17 protein-coding genes and 1 tRNA gene are annotated in these 17,102 nt (G+C 42.8%); 9 read left to right on the top strand and 9 right to left on the bottom strand.

From position 1 onward, the window contains the following. The first annotated feature begins 151 nt into the window (after positions 1-151). Positions 152-1,606 (top strand): RtcB family protein, encoded by a 1,455-nt coding sequence (locus QZ407_RS13935; RefSeq protein WP_295772135.1) that lies wholly within the window; start codon positions 152-154, stop codon positions 1,604-1,606. A 68-nt stretch (positions 1,607-1,674) separates the two neighbouring features. Beyond that, a complete protein-coding gene (locus QZ407_RS13930; protein WP_295772133.1) occupies positions 1,675-2,505 on the top strand; it encodes a hypothetical protein in 831 nt (276 codons plus the stop codon). 307 nt (positions 2,506-2,812) lie between these two features. On the opposite strand, the gene QZ407_RS13925 is transcribed toward QZ407_RS13930, so the two are convergent. The 3 genes from QZ407_RS13925 to QZ407_RS13915 all read right to left on the bottom strand — a co-directional run bounded on the left by QZ407_RS13925 (position 2,813) and on the right by QZ407_RS13915 (position 4,676). Next, a tRNA-Asp gene (locus QZ407_RS13925) sits at positions 2,813-2,886 on the bottom strand. Positions 2,887-2,948: 62 nt separating this feature from the next. Beyond that, positions 2,949-4,022 (bottom strand): peptide chain release factor 1, encoded by a 1,074-nt coding sequence (prfA, locus tag QZ407_RS13920; protein ID WP_295772131.1) that lies wholly within the window; start codon positions 4,020-4,022, stop codon positions 2,949-2,951. 249 nt (positions 4,023-4,271) lie between these two features. Continuing rightward, on the bottom strand, positions 4,272-4,676 hold the full coding sequence (locus QZ407_RS13915) for a hypothetical protein (RefSeq protein ID WP_295772129.1): 405 nt from the start codon (positions 4,674-4,676) through the stop codon (positions 4,272-4,274). Positions 4,677-4,811: 135 nt separating this feature from the next. Here QZ407_RS13915 and QZ407_RS13910 point away from each other — a divergent pair, with 135 nt between their 5' ends. Next, positions 4,812-5,576, top strand: a complete 765-nt coding sequence (locus QZ407_RS13910) for a Ku protein (RefSeq protein ID WP_295772388.1) — start codon at positions 4,812-4,814, stop codon at positions 5,574-5,576. A gap of 3 nt (positions 5,577-5,579) precedes the next feature. After that, the gene (gene ligD, locus QZ407_RS13905; protein WP_295772127.1) at positions 5,580-8,132 is read left to right on the top strand and encodes a DNA ligase D; all 2,553 of its coding nucleotides are present in this window, start codon (positions 5,580-5,582) and stop codon (positions 8,130-8,132) included. A 114-nt stretch (positions 8,133-8,246) separates the two neighbouring features. On the opposite strand, the gene hisS is transcribed toward ligD, so the two are convergent. Further along, a complete protein-coding gene (hisS, locus tag QZ407_RS13900) occupies positions 8,247-9,614 on the bottom strand; it encodes a histidine--tRNA ligase (RefSeq protein ID WP_295772126.1) in 1,368 nt (455 codons plus the stop codon). A gap of 116 nt (positions 9,615-9,730) precedes the next feature. Here hisS and trmB point away from each other — a divergent pair, with 116 nt between their 5' ends. Genes trmB through QZ407_RS13880 form a run of 4 tightly spaced genes read left to right on the top strand, consistent with a single transcriptional unit; the run spans position 9,731 to position 11,600 of the window. Next, on the top strand, positions 9,731-10,381 hold the full coding sequence (trmB, locus tag QZ407_RS13895; RefSeq protein ID WP_295772124.1) for a tRNA (guanosine(46)-N7)-methyltransferase TrmB: 651 nt from the start codon (positions 9,731-9,733) through the stop codon (positions 10,379-10,381). A 3-nt stretch (positions 10,382-10,384) separates the two neighbouring features. Then, positions 10,385-10,720, top strand: a complete 336-nt coding sequence (locus tag QZ407_RS13890) for an MGMT family protein (RefSeq protein ID WP_295772123.1) — start codon at positions 10,385-10,387, stop codon at positions 10,718-10,720. Positions 10,721-10,753: 33 nt separating this feature from the next. Next, positions 10,754-11,239 (top strand): DinB family protein, encoded by a 486-nt coding sequence (locus tag QZ407_RS13885; protein ID WP_295772121.1) that lies wholly within the window; start codon positions 10,754-10,756, stop codon positions 11,237-11,239. Continuing rightward, on the top strand, positions 11,229-11,600 hold the full coding sequence (locus QZ407_RS13880; RefSeq protein ID WP_157540256.1) for a CoA-binding protein: 372 nt from the start codon (positions 11,229-11,231) through the stop codon (positions 11,598-11,600). Before QZ407_RS13885 ends, QZ407_RS13880 begins: the two co-directional genes overlap by 11 nt. A gap of 4 nt (positions 11,601-11,604) precedes the next feature. On the opposite strand, the gene QZ407_RS13875 is transcribed toward QZ407_RS13880, so the two are convergent. From QZ407_RS13875 to QZ407_RS13865, 3 genes are read right to left on the bottom strand one after another with little or no spacing between them, the layout of a single operon-like run. Continuing rightward, positions 11,605-13,248 (bottom strand): response regulator, encoded by a 1,644-nt coding sequence (locus tag QZ407_RS13875; protein ID WP_295772119.1) that lies wholly within the window; start codon positions 13,246-13,248, stop codon positions 11,605-11,607. Further along, on the bottom strand, positions 13,223-13,879 hold the full coding sequence (locus QZ407_RS13870; RefSeq protein ID WP_295772117.1) for a hypothetical protein: 657 nt from the start codon (positions 13,877-13,879) through the stop codon (positions 13,223-13,225). The genes QZ407_RS13875 and QZ407_RS13870 overlap by 26 nt, the downstream gene beginning before the upstream one ends. A gap of 16 nt (positions 13,880-13,895) precedes the next feature. Then, positions 13,896-14,339: a hypothetical protein gene (locus QZ407_RS13865; RefSeq protein ID WP_295772115.1), complete on the bottom strand. Its 444-nt coding sequence runs from the start codon at positions 14,337-14,339 to the stop codon at positions 13,896-13,898. Between the two features lie 139 nt (positions 14,340-14,478). On the opposite strand from QZ407_RS13865, the gene QZ407_RS13860 reads away from it, so the two are divergent. Continuing rightward, the gene (locus tag QZ407_RS13860; RefSeq protein WP_295772113.1) at positions 14,479-15,483 is read left to right on the top strand and encodes a tetratricopeptide repeat protein; all 1,005 of its coding nucleotides are present in this window, start codon (positions 14,479-14,481) and stop codon (positions 15,481-15,483) included. On the opposite strand, the gene QZ407_RS13855 is transcribed toward QZ407_RS13860, so the two are convergent. Together QZ407_RS13855 and QZ407_RS13850 are read right to left on the bottom strand one after the other, a co-directional pair. After that, complete coding sequence (locus tag QZ407_RS13855; RefSeq protein WP_295772111.1) at positions 15,480-16,382, bottom strand: transglutaminase family protein; 903 nt, start codon at positions 16,380-16,382, stop codon at positions 15,480-15,482. The two genes, QZ407_RS13860 and QZ407_RS13855, sit on opposite strands and share 4 nt — an antisense overlap. Beyond that, positions 16,322-17,074, bottom strand: coding sequence for a peptidase (locus QZ407_RS13850; protein WP_295772110.1), 753 nt, complete (start codon positions 17,072-17,074; stop codon positions 16,322-16,324). The genes QZ407_RS13855 and QZ407_RS13850 overlap by 61 nt, the downstream gene beginning before the upstream one ends. Between the last annotated feature and the right edge of the window lie 28 nt (positions 17,075-17,102).

Genomic DNA, 17,102 nt, shown 5'->3' with positions numbered 1-17,102 from the left:
ATTAATTTTTACTGCGCAAATACGCTGCGCAGTTGTTGTTTCTCTTTGTATTGTTGAAAGGTTAGAAGCATTTAAAACGCCCCCTCTCTTAATTTGGAGAGGGTTTTAGACCCGGAGACGTCAAGTTATAAATTCACTCATTGCTACAGATATGGAAAAGGATAAGATAAGCAACAACGAATTAAAAGCATTAGGCATTGATGATGTAGAAATACTGGTAAACTTTAGCCGTGTGGCTAACGGTTTGCTAAAACACGGCGTAATGGCCAAGCCCGAAATACTGGCCAATTTAGAAGCCCTGATTAATGACCCTATGCCGTATGCCCTAAAAAAAGGCGGTAAGTTTAAAAACCTGGCCGAAGACGTAATAGCCCTGCGTAAAGAAGGGAAATTTGTAAAGCAGGAGCGCACCAACTTTAAGCTGAAAGAAGAGATTGCCGATTTCCCGGTATGGGGATTAGAACATATTGAAGTAGGTGCGCTGGCGCAGATGAAAACTGCGGTACAATTGCCTATTGCAGTTGCCGGCGCACTGATGCCCGATGCACACCAGGGCTACGGCTTGCCTATTGGCGGCGTTTTGGCTACCACAGCCAATACCATTATACCCTTTGCGGTGGGTGTTGATATTGCCTGCCGGATGTGTTTGAGCATTTTTGATTTACCTGCCGAAGCGGTTGATACTGAAACCGACAAGCTGAAAAACATATTGGTGGACAATACTTACTTCGGGATGGGCTGTACTACCAAATCTTACTTTGACAGCTCATTGTTTGATAGCAAAACCTGGAACGAAACCAAGGTTATTCGCTCCTTGAAAGATAAGGCTTATGCACAGTTAGGCACCAGCGGTACCGGCAACCACTTTGTGGAATGGGGCGAACTGACTATTGCCGAAGGCGCAATGGATGATATACCGGCAGGTAAATACCTTGCTTTATTGTCACACTCCGGCTCGCGTGGTTTTGGTGGCAGCGTGGCCGACCATTACAGCAAGATAGCCATGACCAAAACCAAGCTGCCTGCCGAAGCCAAGCATTTGGCCTGGTTAGACCTGGATAAAGATGAAGGACAAGAGTACTGGATAGCCATGAACCTGGCCGGCGAATATGCCAGCGCCAACCACCACGAAATCCACAATAAAATCGCCCGTGCTTTAGGCGTTAAACCCATGGCTATGGTAGAGAACCACCACAACTTTGCCTGGAAAGAGCAACTGGCCGATGGTACCGAAGTGATGGTACACCGTAAAGGCGCAACGCCGGCCGGCGAGGGTGTGTTGGGTATTATCCCCGGTAGCATGAGTACGCCCGGATTCTTAGTACGCGGTAAAGGTAATACCGAGAGTATTAATTCGGCCAGCCACGGTGCCGGAAGAGCCATGAGCCGTAGCGCGGCCTTTAAAAGGCTGGACAAAGCTTTGATAGCCGACAACCTGGTTGACAAGCGCATTACCCTCATGGGTAGCGATATGGACGAAGCCCCCATGGCTTACAAAGACATCCACACCGTAATGGCCGCGCAGGAAAATTTGGTGGAGGTACTGGCCAAATTTGAACCAAGAATTGTAAGGATGGCGGATGCGAGGGAGAAGCCGGAGGATTAGCCTTGGGTTTTTATATACCCACTATGCAATGTGTTTAGAGCTAAATCGCATATTTAATTAATAAACGTATGATAAAAAGAGAGTATTATTCAGTTAGGACAGGAAAGATTGCACCTAACGAAAAGATGAACCTTGAGGTTTTAAAAAAGCTTTTTTTAATTACCTACAATAAATTGTCAAAAGACGGATACTTTCAAAAATATTTTGGAATAGACTGCATGGATGGCTTTATAGAGGGAGAATTGGGAGAAGATGTTGATTCAATGATTTATATAAATTTAAGAAAAGAAAATCTGTATCCAATACATGAGAACCTTTCTAATTATAACGAAGATGACCTTTTTGATGTAATTGAATTTTTGCACGACCATTGCTCGAAGGGTATAGATGGCTATTATCATAGTTGGAATCAGTGCGGTTACCACTACGAAAAATTTAACGATCAAGAAGGGCAAAAACACTTTCGAGAACTTTTGAATCCTATATTAAGAGAATATTTAAACGGCTTTGAAGTATCTGATAGCGGGGAAATACTAATGTTATCAGACAATGGTTTATCAACCTTATTTGAAGCAGATATACCTACAAGTGATAGTGAAAATATTAAGGACAAAATAAACTTATCCATTCTGAAATTTAGAAGGCACAGATCTACACTTGAAGATAGAAAAGAGGCCATAAGAGAATTGGCTGATGTTTTAGAGTTTTTAAGGCCAGCAATAAAAAATCATCTTAATAGAAAAGATGAAAATGATATTTTTAAAATAGCTAATAACTTTGGTATTCGCCATCACAACAAAGATCAACAAACTGACTATGATAAACCGATATGGTATAGTTGGATGTTCTATTATTATTTAGCGACAATTCACACGGTTCTGAGAATTTCCAAAAAATAAAATATGAAACTTAATAATTAGTAGGCCTAATTTCTCCAGACTGCACAATAATGATAATGGGATTATCTCAAGTTTTACCTAAACCTTTTTATAAATATTCTCTCCCTGCGTAAATACACTGCGCAGTGACGCCGATTCTAAATATCAGCAATAAGAAAAAGAAGGTCATCGTGAATTCAATCTATTAAGTAAAACCAGAAGTCATACATAAGCATAACAAAGGATGAGTAGCCGATACCTAGTCGCACAAAAAAAGCGCCTAAATCATTGATTTAAGCGCTTTCGGTGGGCTTTGACACCCTTTTAGCGGAATGGACGGGACTCGAACCCGCGACCCCATGCGTGACAGGCATGTATTCTAACCAGCTGAACTACCACTCCTCCCGTTTGGGACTGCAAATATAGAAATCACATTTGCTTTGTGCAAGAACTTTTTTTAAAAATTATGCTACCGTTCCTTCTTTCAGTTTTTCAGCGTTTTCAGCAAACTGTAATGATTCCATAATCTCTTGTAAATCACCGTTCATAACGTTTGGAAGGTTGTAAATAGTTAATCCAATACGGTGCTCGGTAACACGGCCCTGTGGGTAATTATAGGTGCGAACCTTGGCTGAGCGGTCGCCGGTTGATACCATGGTTTTGCGTTTTTTCGACGTTTCTTCCAGGTGTTTTTGAAGTTCAACCTCGTAAATACGTGAGCGAAGTACCTGTAAAGCTTTATCGTAGTTTTTCAATTGCGACTTCTGATCCTGGCACTGCGCCACAATACCGGTAGGTATGTGGGTTAAACGTACCGCCGAGTAAGTGGTATTTACCGATTGCCCACCCGGACCAGACGCGCAGAATAAATCTTTACGTATATCGCTTACCTTAAGGTCAATATCAAACTCGTCAGCCTCTGGTAGCACAACTACTGTTGCAGCCGATGTATGTACACGGCCCTGCGTTTCAGTATCGGGCACACGCTGTACACGGTGCACGCCCGATTCATACTTCAGCGTACCGTAAGCATCCTCTGCGTTTACATTAAACACAATCTCCTTATAGCCGCCTGATGTTCCTTCGGTACAGTCAACCAGCTCAGTTCTCCAGCCCATGCGTTCGCAATAACGCATGTACATGCGGTAAAGGTCGCCGGCAAAAAGGGCCGCTTCATCACCGCCGGTGCCGCCACGTATCTCAACAATAGCAGGGCGCGCATCTTCCGGATCTTTCGGAATCAGCATCAAGCGTATTTCTTCTTCCTTTTCCTCGCGCTGTGTAATTAACTCGTCCAACTCCATTTTAGCCATCTCACGAAACTCCTCGTCTTTTTCGGTAGCTAAAATTTCTTTGTTTGTATCAATGTTGCTCAGTATGTTTTTGTAAATTTTGTACTGCTCAACAACGGCGGTAAGATCTTTGTATTCCTTGTTAAGCTGAGCAAAGCGTTTCATATCAGCCATTGCATCCGGGCTGCTTAGTTCGTTCTCTACTGTTTGCCAGCGGTCACGTATCAGTTCTAATTTATCTAACATGATGTATTATCTCATTTTTAGAAGCCATTATTGCAACTGCAGGGTAGCATAGCTTGCCCTTAAGCTGCAAATGATTGCTTGTTTAAGCGAAGGATTAATATTTACCAAGGCGTTATACGTTAGCCTTTAGTGTAACTGTTAAACCAATGCAAAAAAGTTTACAAAGGTACAAAAAGCAGTTCATTAATTATGCAGTTACCTCAGGCTTAACCCGTAAGGCAAAAGTAAAAATGAAGGGGTAGGTGTGAGCTATGAATCGGCAGCAAAGGCTGCAACAGTTTGATAGTTGCTCTTCATGCTATCACAAAGCTCAAATATGTTTTGCAGGGCAACCTGCGCTGCTGCCTGCGTGCCCCAACGGCTTAGGCAACGTTCCCAAATAGTTGTAAAGTTGGTTATACTGGCAATTATTTGCACCACATACTGTACCGACGCCTCTGAGCTTTCAAACTCAATTTCATCCAGTACGTGCAAATGCTTCATTAAATCGTATACAGAAAAAGGCAGGCGTTTATTGGCAATAACCCTAATGTTGGTTTCGGCAGCGTTAACCCTGGCATCGTATGATGATTCAATATTCACCTTTTGTGCTTCAATGTAGGTGAGTACCATCTCTTTCAATGCGCTTTGTATTTGTTGTAACTGAGCATTCATACAGGTAAAGGCAAAGAGTAGTATAACTACAGTTGAAACGATATATTGTTGTATATCAACTTAAACATTCGTTTGTTGATGCCAAAACTCATTGAGCAGTTTAACGGTTATATATACCTAAACGCTGTTGTTATGATGAGGTCTATATGGAAAGGTTCAATCGGTTTCGGTTTGGTAAATATTCCGGTAAAACTGTACTCCGCCGTGCAAAGCAGCTCGCTTGACCTGGATATGCTCGACGGGCGCGACCACGCCAAAATCCGTTTCCTGCGTGTTAATGAAAATACACACAAAGAGGTGCCTTATGATAAAATTGTACGCGCTTACAAATTAAATGATGATTACGTGGTGCTTGAGCAGCGCGATTTTGAAGATGCCAGTCCTGAAAAAACAAAGCTTATTGAAATAGAAAGCTTTGTAGAGGCGCAGGATATTAACCCTATGTATTACGAAACGTCGTACTACGCCGAACCCGATGCAAAAAACAGCAAAGCTTACAATTTATTGTTACAAGCCTTAAAAAAAACAGGTAAAGCCGGTTTTGGCCGTTTTGTGCTGCGTAATACTGAAAGCTTATGCATTATACACCCCGTAGAAAATGCTTTGGTAGTAAGTAAAATACGTTTTGCCCAGGAGTTGCGTAAAACTGACGACCTTAAACTGCCCGATGCTAACGTAAGTAAAAAAGAACTTGATATGGGCCTTGCCCTCATAAAACAGTATACCGAAGATTTTAACGTATCGAAGTTTAAAGATGATTACACCGACGAACTGTTGAAAATTATTAAAGCCAAAGCTAAAGGCAAACGGCCAACCATCAAAAAGCTTAAAGTTGCCAAAACCAAAGGCGATGATTTATACGAACAGCTAATGCAAAGTCTTAACAAAAAAGGAGCCTAAGCCATGAGTTTAGAAAAGTATGAAGCCAAGCGTAACTTCAAAAAAACATCAGAGCCTAAGGGTGGTAAAAGCGATAATAAAGAACTGCGTTTTGTAGTGCAGCGGCATCATGCCTCGCACTTGCATTATGATTTCAGGCTTGAGTTAGATGGTGTGCTCAAAAGCTGGGCAGTGCCTAAAGGCCCTTCTCTAAACCCCGGTGATAAGCGTCTGGCTATGATGGTTGAAGATCATCCGTACGACTATCAGTATTTTGAAGGCATTATACCTAACGGTGAGTACGGCGCGGGTATAGTAATAACATTTGACCAGGGTACATATGAGTCATTAGCCGAAAACCGTAGCGATGATGTGAAGGAGTTACATAAGGGATTGAAGGCGGGTAACTTAAAATTCAGGCTTAAAGGCAAAGTGTTAAACGGTGAATTTGCATTGGTAAAGTTACACAATGCCGATAAGGACGATGACAATTCATGGCTGCTTATAAAGCATAAGGATGAATATGCCGTAACAAAAAAATTCAGCAGTGAAGATTTTATTCCCGAAAACATTAAAGAACTTAAAAACAATAAGGATGGTAAAATAAAAAAACTGCCTAAGCACAAATTGCTGGATATTAACTTACCCAAAGCAAAACCTGCAGCTAAAAAAAAGGAGGTTAAAGAGGCTGGCAATAATGCTGAAGAAAAGGACGTAACTGCCCGCAGGTATAAACCCATGCTTGCTAAGCTTGAGCCAAAGATATTCGATGACAAGAACTGGCTGTACGAAATGAAGATAGATGGTTATCGTGCGCTGGGCTATACCGGCAAAGATGCCGCCCTTATATCACGTAACGGCATTGAATTTAACGGTAAATATGAAAAGGTTTATGACGACATAAAGGCTTTGCCAAAAGGAGCCGTGCTGGATGGCGAAATTGTATTGGAAGACAGCAATGGCCGCAGCGTTTTTCAGGACCTGCAAAACTACGACAGCCAGAAAAACAAGCGCACGCTTAAATACTATGTATTTGATTTATTGCGGCTGGATGGTCATGATTTGCGCGAATTGCCTTTAATAAAGCGCAAGGAACTGTTAAAGGCTTTTGTTGATACCTTTCCTGATGATACTTCCATTTTTTATATGGAGCATACCATAGGCAAGGGTAAAGACATGCTGATGAAAGCCCAAAAGCAAGGCTGGGAAGGCGTGATAGGTAAAGACACGCAGAGCGCATATGACGGTGGTCGCCGTTCTGACCGGTGGTTGAAGTTTAAGTTACAAAACTCGCAGGAGGCAATTATATGCGGGTTTACCGAGCCAAAGGGAAGCCGTAAGCATTTAGGCTCGCTGGTATTAGGTTTGCAGCAAGGGGAAGAATTAAGATACATTGGCAATTGCGGTACCGGTTTCAATAGTGAAAGCTTGAAGGACTTATATGAAAAACTTGAACCTTTAGTAACCGATGAGCGGCCTTTTGTCGACAAGATTAATTATCACGGCAAGGTTACCTGGGTAAAGCCTGAATTGGTGTGTGAAGTTTTTTATTCGGAGTGGACGGAAGATGGAAGCATGCGCCACCCGGTGTTTAAAGGTTTGCGTATGGACAAAGAAGCTGGCAACGTTTTACAGGAAACACCCGACAAACAACTGGCCGACGAAACAACCGTGACTTACGGACGCAAAAAAGTTAAGTTAACTAACCAAAATAAGCTGTACTGGAAAAAGGAAGGCATAAGCAAAGGAGAGCTTTTAAACTATTACCGTGACATAGCACCTTATATGCTGCCTTATCTTAAAAACAAAGCCTTATCAATGCGCAGGCAGCCTAACGGCATTGATGATCCCGGATTTTTTCAAAAAGATGTGGATGAAACGCACTTGCCTTCATGGATAAAAACCGAAAAGCTTTACTCGGAAAGTAATGATAAAAACATAAACTACATTGTTGGCCATGATGAGGCTACATTACTGTATGTAGTGAACTTAGGCAGCATAGAGATTAACCCATGGCTAAGCAGCTATCAAACACCCGATAAGCCCGATTATGTAGTAATTGATGTTGACCCGCACGACGTACCTTTTACTGATGCGGTAGAGGTGGCCCTTAAATCCAGGGAAGTATTTAAACGCATGAAGCTTGAAACGTTTATCAAAACATCAGGCTCAAAAGGGCTGCATATTTACTGTTACCTGGGTGCTAAATACGATTATGATTTTGTAAAGATGTTTGCCGAATACGCAGCGACGCTGGTACATGCCGAGCTGCCCGATATTACCAGCATAGAACGTAGTCCGGCTAAGCGGCCTAACAAAACATACATTGATTTTTTGCAGAACCGCCGCGGACAAACCATTGCTGCCCCTTATTCGGTACGGCCCAAGCCTGGTGCAACGGTGTCAACGCCGCTGCACTGGGAGGAGGTAAATAATAAGCTTTCTCTTGCCGATTATACCATTTACACCATGCCCGACAGGCTTAAAAATATTGACGACCCTTGGAAAGATATTCACAAAACCAAAGCTGATTTAAAAAAGGCGCTGGAATATTTAAAAGAACAGGTGGACGAGTAGTGCTGTTTAATTATCAATCAAACATATTGTCATTTCCCAGAGCGAGCGATCTTATCAAAGCAATCAGATTGTCCAGTTGAAAATATCCCTTACTATCCTTCGAGGTGACAAATGTTATTTTACAACAGCCAATATATTATCAGCCGATAACTTTTGTTGCTCGCCGGTTTGCATGTTTTTAAGCGTAAGCTGTCCGCTTTGCACTTCATCACTGCCTATAACCACTACGTACGGTATGTTTTTGTTATTGGCATAATCAAGCTGCTTTTTAATTTTTGCACCCGCAGGATATAGTTCGGCATTAATACTGGCAGTGCGCAATTGTTGCAGCAAAGGCAGTGCATAAGTTTCACCTGCTGCATCAAACGGGCAAATTAAAACGCGGGTGGTTTGGTTGCTGGCTTCGGGAAAAAGTTTGAGTTCTTCTAATACGTCATATATACGGTCGGCGCCAAAAGAGATGCCTGCGCCTGTTAATCCTTTCAGGCCAAACATGCCGGTAAGATCATCATAACGGCCGCCGCCGCCAATGCTGCCCATAACGGTTTCGTTAGTTTTGACCTCAAAAATAGCTCCTGTATAATAGTTCAATCCGCGGGCAAGAGTAATATCAACCTCAACAGTGGCTTTAATCAGGGTAAAGCTTTGCAGGTAGCTAAGTATGGTTTCTAATTCGGCAATGCCCTTAAGCCCTGTTTCAGATGCCGAAAGAATGGTTTTTAGTTTCTCAAGCTTTTCGGCATTGGCACCCTGTAGTAATATTACCGGTTCTAAACGGTCAATATCTTCCCGGGTAAATCCTTTTGTCAGTAGCTCATTCACCACGCCATCAAGTCCAATTTTATCAAGCTTATCAATGGCTACCGTCATGTCAACTATAAGCTCGGGCTTGCCTATAATTTCGGCAATACCGGCCAGTATTTTACGGTTGTTAATTTTAATGGTGAAATTAGTAAGTCCAAGCTTGCTTAACGCCTCATCATAAATCAAAATAAACTCTGCCTCATTTAATAACGAGTTTGATCCTACAACATCAGCGTCGCACTGGTAAAACTCGCGGTAACGACCTTTTTGCGGACGGTCGGCGCGCCAAACCGGCTGCACCTGAAAGCGTTTAAAAGGGAACGTAATATCATTTTGGTGCTGCACTACATAGCGGGCAAAAGGCACGGTAAGGTCGTACCGCAGTGCTTTTTCTGATATATGATTGGTAAGCTTGGCATTAGTACTGCCCAGCCATTCGGGCTGTGCTTTGCTTAAATAATCGCCGCTGTTAAGAACTTTAAATATCAACCTGTCGCCCTCATCGCCATATTTTCCCATCAGCGTGGCCGAGTTTTCCATAGTCGGAGTTTCTATCTGCTGATAGCCAAATTTGCGGAAAACTGATTTTATGGTGTCGAAAATATAATTGCGTTTTACCATTTCGGCCGGCGAGAAATCGCGCATGCCTTTAGGTACTGAGGGTTTAACAGAAGCCATGCGGCAAATGTAATAATTTTTAACATGCAGGCTGTTTTAACGTTTAGCCGGCTTTGCTGGCAATGCAATGTTTGCGCTTGCTATATTCTTTGTATTTTTGACGTTTTTAAACACAAGTGGGAAAAGATAAACTAAAACGTTTTGCCGAGGTTGACACATTCAGCAATGTGGTACAGTTAGATGCAGGTATACCTTATAAAGGCAATTGGGCTGCTGAGTTTTTTAAAAATGACCAGCCTGTAGTACTTGAGCTTGCCTGCGGTAAGGGCGAATACACCGTGAACCTTGCACAGCTATTTGCGCAAAAAAACTTTATTGGGGTAGATTATAAAGGTAACCGCATATGGCGGGGTGCCAAAACTGCGCTTGAAGAAGGTATTACCAACGTTGGCTTTTTGCGTATCCAAATAGAAAACCTTACTGATTTTTTTGCCCCCGGAGAAGTTGATGAAATATGGATTACCTTCCCCGATCCGCAGCCGCAAATAAGCCGCGAGAAAAAGCGGTTAACCGCTCCTCGTTTCCTCGAAAAATATAAGCAGCTGCTTAAACCGGGAGGTTTTATTAACCTTAAAACTGATAACGACGGACTCCATGCTTACACTGCCGAAAAAATAGAAGAGTTAGGCCTGAGGTTGCATGTAAAAACAGAAGACCTTTATCACTCCCTGTATGCAGATGAGGTGCTGAATATTAAAACTTACTACGAAAAAAAGTATTTGAAGGATAATAAGAACATCAACTATCTTAAATTTTCGTTTGAGTAATATATGTGTGCCGCCGATGCAAACTTTAACAACCACGTTTTTGAAGTTGCCCGCCAGGTTCCGCCGGGAAGGGTAACTTCATACGGTGCCATTGCCCGGTTCTTAGGTGCGGGCAACTGGTCGCGCAAGGTGGGTAAGGCAATGGGATTGCTTGATGGTGTTACACCGCCCGTTCCTTTTCAACGGGTGGTAAACAGTCAGGGCCGCTTAACCGGCGATACGGCTGGCATTGAACACCGTAAAGCCCTGCTGGCGGCTGAGGGTGTAATGGTAATAGGTGACAAGGTGCAAAACTTTAAAACCGTTTACTGGGACCCAGCCACCGAGCTTGATTATTAAACAGTTGTACATAAACACTACTATTGGAATACTATGAATATTGCCGGTAAACTGCAGCACCAATTAGAAACCGTTTTTGTTGGCCAGCCTTGGTACGGTACGCCCATTAGCACTATTGTAACCGAGGGTAGCTGGATGGCGGCCTTCAACAAGCCGCATGGTTCTGTGCATAGTATTGCTCACATTGTACTGCATATGACCACCTGGACAGAGGAAACCATTAGCCGGTTAAAAGGAAATGAGGCGCAGTTACCTCAGCGTGGCGATTGGCCCGAACCGGGAGAAGCATCTGAACAAAACTGGCAGCAGTTGGTTATTGATTTAGATGAAGCCAACAGCAATTTAATTAAAACATTGCAGGCATTTCCTGATGAGAAATGGAATGATTTAATTAACGATAAACGCAACATGGGCGAACCCGTTACTACGTATAAAGACTTGGTTTGCGGGCTAATAGAGCACCAGGTTTATCATGCTGGCCAAATTGCATTATTAAACCGTATTAACCATGCTTACTAGCCAAAAGAAAACACTCATATTAGGAGCCACGCCCGACTCAAGCCGTTATGCCTACCTTGCCGCCAACAGGCTGGTGCGCACCGGGCACCCCATAGTAAACGTGGGCATAAAAAAAGGAGAAGTAGCAGGCGTTGCCATTGAAAAGGCAGAAGAGATACACGCGGATATTGATACGATAACATTGTACGTTGGTCCTCAAAATCAACCGCCGTTATATGATTACATCTTGGCTACTAACCCGAAGCGTATCATATTTAATCCTGGTACGGAAAACCCCGAATTGCGCAGCCTGGCCCGTGAACGCGGAATTGAAACACTATCGGCCTGTACGCTGGTTATGCTATCAACAGGAGATTATTAATAGCCTATACCGGAATATTTTCCAATACCGACATCAGCGCTTCAAGCTTTATGGGCTTGGTTAAAAAGTTATTCATACCGGCATCATAGCATTCCTGCCTGTCTTCAACCATTGCATTGGCCGTCATGGCAACAATATGTGGTTGGTGCCGGTGGTGCTTACGTATATACCGCGTTGCTTCAAGCCCATCCATCTCCGGCATTTGCACGTCCATCAAAACAACATCAAAATATTTTTGAGCCAATGCATCAACCGTTTCTTTTCCGTTACAAGCCAGGGTAGGTGAGTAGCCAAGGCGTTTAAGCACCTTTAAAATAACCAACTGATTCATTTGGTTGTCTTCGGCTACTAAAATACTTAAGGGATGCATGGCGGCAAATTCTTCTTTTAACAAGGCATCTGTTTTACTCATACCCGCATTTAAATGCGTTTGTTTAAAAGCCTTGAGCAGTTCGCGTATTAAATGGTTTTGCTTAACGGGTAGCGGTAAAACACCAAAAGCAGGATAGTGCTGATTAGAGAGCATTTCAAAACCTGCTTTACTAAGTAATATGATTGCGGCATGTGGGTGTCGTGCGTTAACTAATGCAGCCAGCTTAATTTGATCAGGTTGCGGAAGCGAATAATCAATGATGAATAAGTCAATATTAGGAGCGCTGCAAAGGTTGCTTTCAGCTTGTGCAATGCTTAAGGCGGACATAACATTGAGGCCGCACCTCATTAAGCGTTGGCTTAATGCCTTATTAAATTGTTGGTTAGGGTAAATAACCAGCGCGCTTTTACCGCTTAGTACCGAAAGATCGATGGCTTTATCAGGCTGGCGTGTTAATTGATACTCAATGCCAAAACTGAAACATGAACCAACATTTGGTTCACTTACCACTGTAATTTCACCACCCATGAGCTGCACCAGTTTTTTGCTGATGAGCAAGCCAAGCCCAGATCCTCCATATTTGCGATACGTAGAAGCATTGGCCTGGGTAAACTCTTCAAAAAGCCTGGGTAGGTTTTCGGTAGCAATGCCAATTCCGGTATCGCTTACACTAAACTTTAATTGTGGTTTTTCTGCCTGTTGCTGCTCTTGTGTTACCATCAGCACAATTTGGCCTTCCCTGGTAAATTTTACGGCGTTTCCAACCAGGTTTACCAATACTTGCCGCAGGCGTGAGCTATCAGCTACAATTAGTTCAGGCACTGCATCATCCATTTCATAAAACAGCTCAACCGGTAGTTTGGAAAGCTTTGGAGCAAACAGATCAAGCACGTCCTCAATGCAGGTACGAAGATTAAATTCGTGCAAATCAATCTCCATGCGCCCCGATTCTATTTTGGAGAAATCGAGTATATCATTAATAACGCTCAATAAGGCTTCACCGCTTTGAATAATGGACTGGGTGAATTCGCGCTGCTCGGTGGTAAGTTCGGTTTCTTTAAGCAAGGCTGCCATACCAAGCACACCGTTCATTGGTGTGCGTATTTCATGACTCATGGTGGCCAGAAAAACACTTTTAGCCTGGTTGGCTTTCTTTTGGCGCAGCGCATCAAGCTGCTTCCGATTTAAAACAATTAAAAAGCAAACAACAATGGTGAATGAACACATCATTGCCGTTATAACCAGTACCTCAATGTTGTCGCTTACTTCGTTCATTTAATATAGCAGCCAAAAAAAACAGGTACATAATTACAACCAGGATGGCATGCAAAATCCATATTGTTTTCTTTACATCTTTAGATACGTGATGGCTTACCACGTTCGAAAAAATAAACTGGAATAACGAACTGCAGAAGTATATGAGAAAGCCGGCGGCAACAATCCTACCCGATGTAGTTATAAGGTCGGTGCGCTTAAAATCGCTTTGAACGGCAAGGTAAAGTATGCTTGCTACAATTACAAAGAGCGCCCCCAGCGGCCTTGTGTAGGTATTAAACTCGTAAATACTTTGAAAAAACGAGAAATTAACAATACAAAGCAGTGGGAACGCTATTAAAATTACGTTAATCCATTTGTTTGCACGCTCACTTTCAAAAGCATGTTTAAAATACAACATTAAGGTTACCACCTCTAAAATGGTGTACACATGCAGGCCCGGCAGGTTATTTATTTTAAAGCTTGCCAGAGTTATACCTATAATATTCATTATAAGGGCCATGCCCAAGTACAAAAGCAGCGTGCGCAGTGGTTTATTAATTTGTTTATAGTAAAGCAGTCCGGCTCCTAAGGGTAATAGCGTGCTCGCAGGCACAATGTAAGTCATAAAAAAAAGCCAGAAAGCCTTCATAAACAATAATCAATAGTTAGGGGTGTTCACCGCGGTACAACGGACTATCGATGTCGCAAAAGTCAGGGCATGGCCTTGTATAGTCATATATACCTGAGTCGTCAATACTGCCGTTTTCACCGTCGGTGCTGTTAGGCAAATATATAACATCTTTACCGCATCGTTTGTCATCGGATGATCTTACCATCACCATGCAAAAGGTAACAACATTCTTTTCAGCTTCGGCCTTAGTGCTGTCTAAGCTAAAATAAGCACGTGCGCCCACTACAGATGGATCTTTTAAGGCATCGGCCATAGCCAAAATATCAGCGCGAGACATGTAAACGGCCTTAGGCACCATGCTTTCATTTGTGCCTTGCAAATTTACGTTCATAAATTCGCGCCAGTTAGTTGTGCGCCTGATAGCTTCCGAAACCGAGATTGCAACAGACGTTCTGGCTGTAAGGTCGGTGTTTTTCATAAAAATTGCTTAAGTGATAAAATTTTTAATTTATTTTAATTTCAGCGATCAATGCGTACTTATACGGTAAGAAGTGCCTTAATAGTTATAACCTTATCCTTGATTTTACAAAAGATGTTGAATGTTAGCTTAGTGGAAAATGATTAAAACACTTAGAAATAGCCTGTTGCTGTTGTTGCTGCTGCCAGCCTTTTTTGCAGCAGCCCAAAATGTACCCGATTTGCTTAGGGAGGGCTCCGAACTGCAGAAAAGCAAAAATTATACGGCTGCCATTGAAAAATACAAAGCGGCCTTGGCTGCCGATCCGGCTAACGTTACAGCAAAGTATCAGCTGGCGTTTGCTTTAAATACCGCAGGCAGGGGAACCGAAGCATTACCTTATTTACAAGATGTGGTTAACGCCGCCCCAACGGCGCCTGTGCTATTGAGTTCTTATACGCTAATGGCGGGGATTTATGACCGTAGCGGGCAGGCAGCCAAAGCAATAAGTGCTTACAAAACAGCTATTGAATTAGATTCGGCAAGCTATGATTTAAATTACGGCCTGGGCTTGGCCTATTTCAGGAATAAGCAATATGTGGAGGCAGAACAACGGGCCGTAAATGCTCTAAGATTGAATTCGAGGCAGCCTGCCAGCTTAAGATTATACGGCTTGGTAACTTTTCATCAAAATGAACGAGCTCCGGCGTTGTTGAGCCTTTGCAGCTTTTTATACCTCGACCCTAAAGGCAACCGGGCCGATGAAGCCTACAGTAATATTCAAAGTATAATTCAAGGAGGCGTTTTAAAAACCGAACCGGGGCAAAAAGCACCGCAACCGAGTGCAGAAGCATTGGCATTGAACCAGGCTATAACCAACGCGGTTGCTGGGGTAGAAAGTAAAAAGCCATACAAGTATGCCGAAAAGTTTTCCGATCAGCTTAAAGCTATATTTACTGCTGTGGGCACACTTGCGCAAAAGCAATCGGGTAATCGTTATTTCCGCACGCAGCTTGCTTCAACATACTACAAGCTCAGTCAATCTCCCCATATGCAGGCATTTGCCTTTTACATTAGTCAGGCAAATGATAAAAGAGCTGCAGCATGGGTAGCGGCCAACGCACAGCAGGTTGAAAGCATGAATAAGTGGATGGCAGCGAATTAAAGATAGGTTAGGCCATGGCTATCATTCCCGTTGTAAAACACAGGATCAAAATTGTCATCGGCCAATTGGCATGATGCTGATATACCCATAAAATTAACCTCGCCAAAAATACTGGCAATGGCGGCGTCAGCAGCATCACGGCCTGTTGCTATTTTAACCAAGCCATTAAGCGGTACAAGCCGCGTAGCGTCAAATATAATCCATTCGTTGCCAATAAAGGCTTCAAAGCACGCATGAAAATCAGGTGGGTTAAGCTGATAGGCATAACCGGTAAAATATCTTGCCGGAATATCGAGCGCACGGCAAAGGGTTATGCCCAGGTGCGCAAAATCGCGGCATACACCGGCAAGCTCGGCAACGGTATCATAAGCCGAGGTTTGTGAATTTGTTGAGCCGCTTAAGTACTCAACATTATCATGTATCCAGTTGGTAAGGGTTAATACTTTTTCAAAGGCATTATCAATTTTGCCAAATTTGCTATGCGCAAAGCGGTACAACTTGTCTGACTGGCAATAGCGGCTTGGAAACAGGTATGGCAATACCGAAGCATCCATAGCAGCAACAGGCACATGGTTTAGCTGGTTACAAGGTGTTTGCTTAAACGAGGTATCAATTATTGCGCTGTAGCTAATGTTAACCTTTGCAGGCTCAGGCACTTCAAGGCGTATAAAACGGCTTTCATTATGTTGCGGCGCCAGTTCTTCAAACTTAAAATATGGCTCAACAGTAAAGTTCTCTTCGAGTACCGCCTGTGCCGGAGTACGCAGGGCATGTATGTTTAAAATAAACGTTGTTGGTGTAATAACCTCGTAACCCAATGTGCCGGCAACCTTTAGCTTCATGCTTTCTTTCGTTTTTTTGATGTTTTGCTCATTTTCTCCAACACGGTATCCATCCATTGGTTTGGTATGTTTTTGAGCGCTGTTTTCAATTCCTTATCCCACCTGGCCGATACCGCTGCAAGATCTTTTTGTTCGTAGTGCTGTTCAATCATGTCAAAGCTACCGTTTTTATACAAAGCAACATCAATAGGAAAATCAACATCAGCAGCACTTATGCGTGTAGAATCAAAAGAAAGGAAGCCGGCTTTGAGAGCCAGTTTCATGCTTGTATTCTCGTTGAGTATGCGGTTAAGTATAGCTTTACCCTGCGCGGCGTTGCCAATAATAACATATGGTGCCCCATTACCCAGTTCAACCCAGTTACCTTCAGGGTAAAGCAAAAACAGCTTATGCTCTTCATCATCTTTCATTTGCCCGCCAATTATGGTATTGAGGTTAAATTTAAAGCCCGATTTTTCAAGTGTTTCCCGGTCTTCTTCGCCTACACGTTTAACCTGCTCGCCAAAGGCATTTACTACTTTGTAAAGCTTATTGTATTCATCAACATTACCTTCCAGCAATTCATCAAAATAAACGATGGCTTTATCGCGTACAGAGCGAAGTCCGCTGGTCATAATAAACAATGAGCAATCTTGCTTTTGCAGCGTGGTTAGTTTCTTCTTGATGGTAACATCAGTACCTGAGGTAATGCGTGTATCGGCAATGGCAACCAGTCCCTCTTTCACTTTAATGCCTAAGCAGTAAGTCATAGCAAATAGTATTCAATCAGAAATTTCT

The organism is uncultured Mucilaginibacter sp. (genome assembly GCF_913773635.1).
Classification (GTDB): domain Bacteria; phylum Bacteroidota; class Bacteroidia; order Sphingobacteriales; family Sphingobacteriaceae; genus Mucilaginibacter.
This window is presented reverse-complemented; position numbering and strand designations above follow the sequence as displayed.

Excerpts from the sequence above, each read along its gene's own strand:
- QZ407_RS13885 (WP_295772121.1), top strand. The coding sequence starts at position 10,754 with ATGAATATTGCCGGTAAACTGCAGCACCAATTAGAAACCGTTTTTGTT.
- QZ407_RS13850 (WP_295772110.1), bottom strand. The coding sequence starts at position 17,074 with ATGACTTACTGCTTAGGCATTAAAGTGAAAGAGGGACTGGTTGCCATT.
- QZ407_RS13860 (WP_295772113.1), top strand. The coding sequence starts at position 14,479 with ATGATTAAAACACTTAGAAATAGCCTGTTGCTGTTGTTGCTGCTGCCA.
- QZ407_RS13880 (WP_157540256.1), top strand. The coding sequence starts at position 11,229 with ATGCTTACTAGCCAAAAGAAAACACTCATATTAGGAGCCACGCCCGAC.
- QZ407_RS13865 (WP_295772115.1), bottom strand. The coding sequence starts at position 14,339 with ATGAAAAACACCGACCTTACAGCCAGAACGTCTGTTGCAATCTCGGTT.
- QZ407_RS13875 (WP_295772119.1), bottom strand. The coding sequence starts at position 13,248 with ATGAACGAAGTAAGCGACAACATTGAGGTACTGGTTATAACGGCAATG.
- QZ407_RS13935 (WP_295772135.1), top strand. The coding sequence starts at position 152 with ATGGAAAAGGATAAGATAAGCAACAACGAATTAAAAGCATTAGGCATT.
- prfA (WP_295772131.1), bottom strand. The coding sequence starts at position 4,022 with ATGTTAGATAAATTAGAACTGATACGTGACCGCTGGCAAACAGTAGAG.
- QZ407_RS13855 (WP_295772111.1), bottom strand. The coding sequence starts at position 16,382 with ATGGATGGATACCGTGTTGGAGAAAATGAGCAAAACATCAAAAAAACG.
- QZ407_RS13890 (WP_295772123.1), top strand. The coding sequence starts at position 10,385 with ATGTGTGCCGCCGATGCAAACTTTAACAACCACGTTTTTGAAGTTGCC.
- QZ407_RS13910 (WP_295772388.1), top strand. The coding sequence starts at position 4,812 with ATGAGGTCTATATGGAAAGGTTCAATCGGTTTCGGTTTGGTAAATATT.
- QZ407_RS13915 (WP_295772129.1), bottom strand. The coding sequence starts at position 4,676 with ATGAATGCTCAGTTACAACAAATACAAAGCGCATTGAAAGAGATGGTA.
- ligD (WP_295772127.1), top strand. The coding sequence starts at position 5,580 with ATGAGTTTAGAAAAGTATGAAGCCAAGCGTAACTTCAAAAAAACATCA.
- QZ407_RS13870 (WP_295772117.1), bottom strand. The coding sequence starts at position 13,879 with ATGAAGGCTTTCTGGCTTTTTTTTATGACTTACATTGTGCCTGCGAGC.
- QZ407_RS13930 (WP_295772133.1), top strand. The coding sequence starts at position 1,675 with ATGATAAAAAGAGAGTATTATTCAGTTAGGACAGGAAAGATTGCACCT.
- hisS (WP_295772126.1), bottom strand. The coding sequence starts at position 9,614 with ATGGCTTCTGTTAAACCCTCAGTACCTAAAGGCATGCGCGATTTCTCG.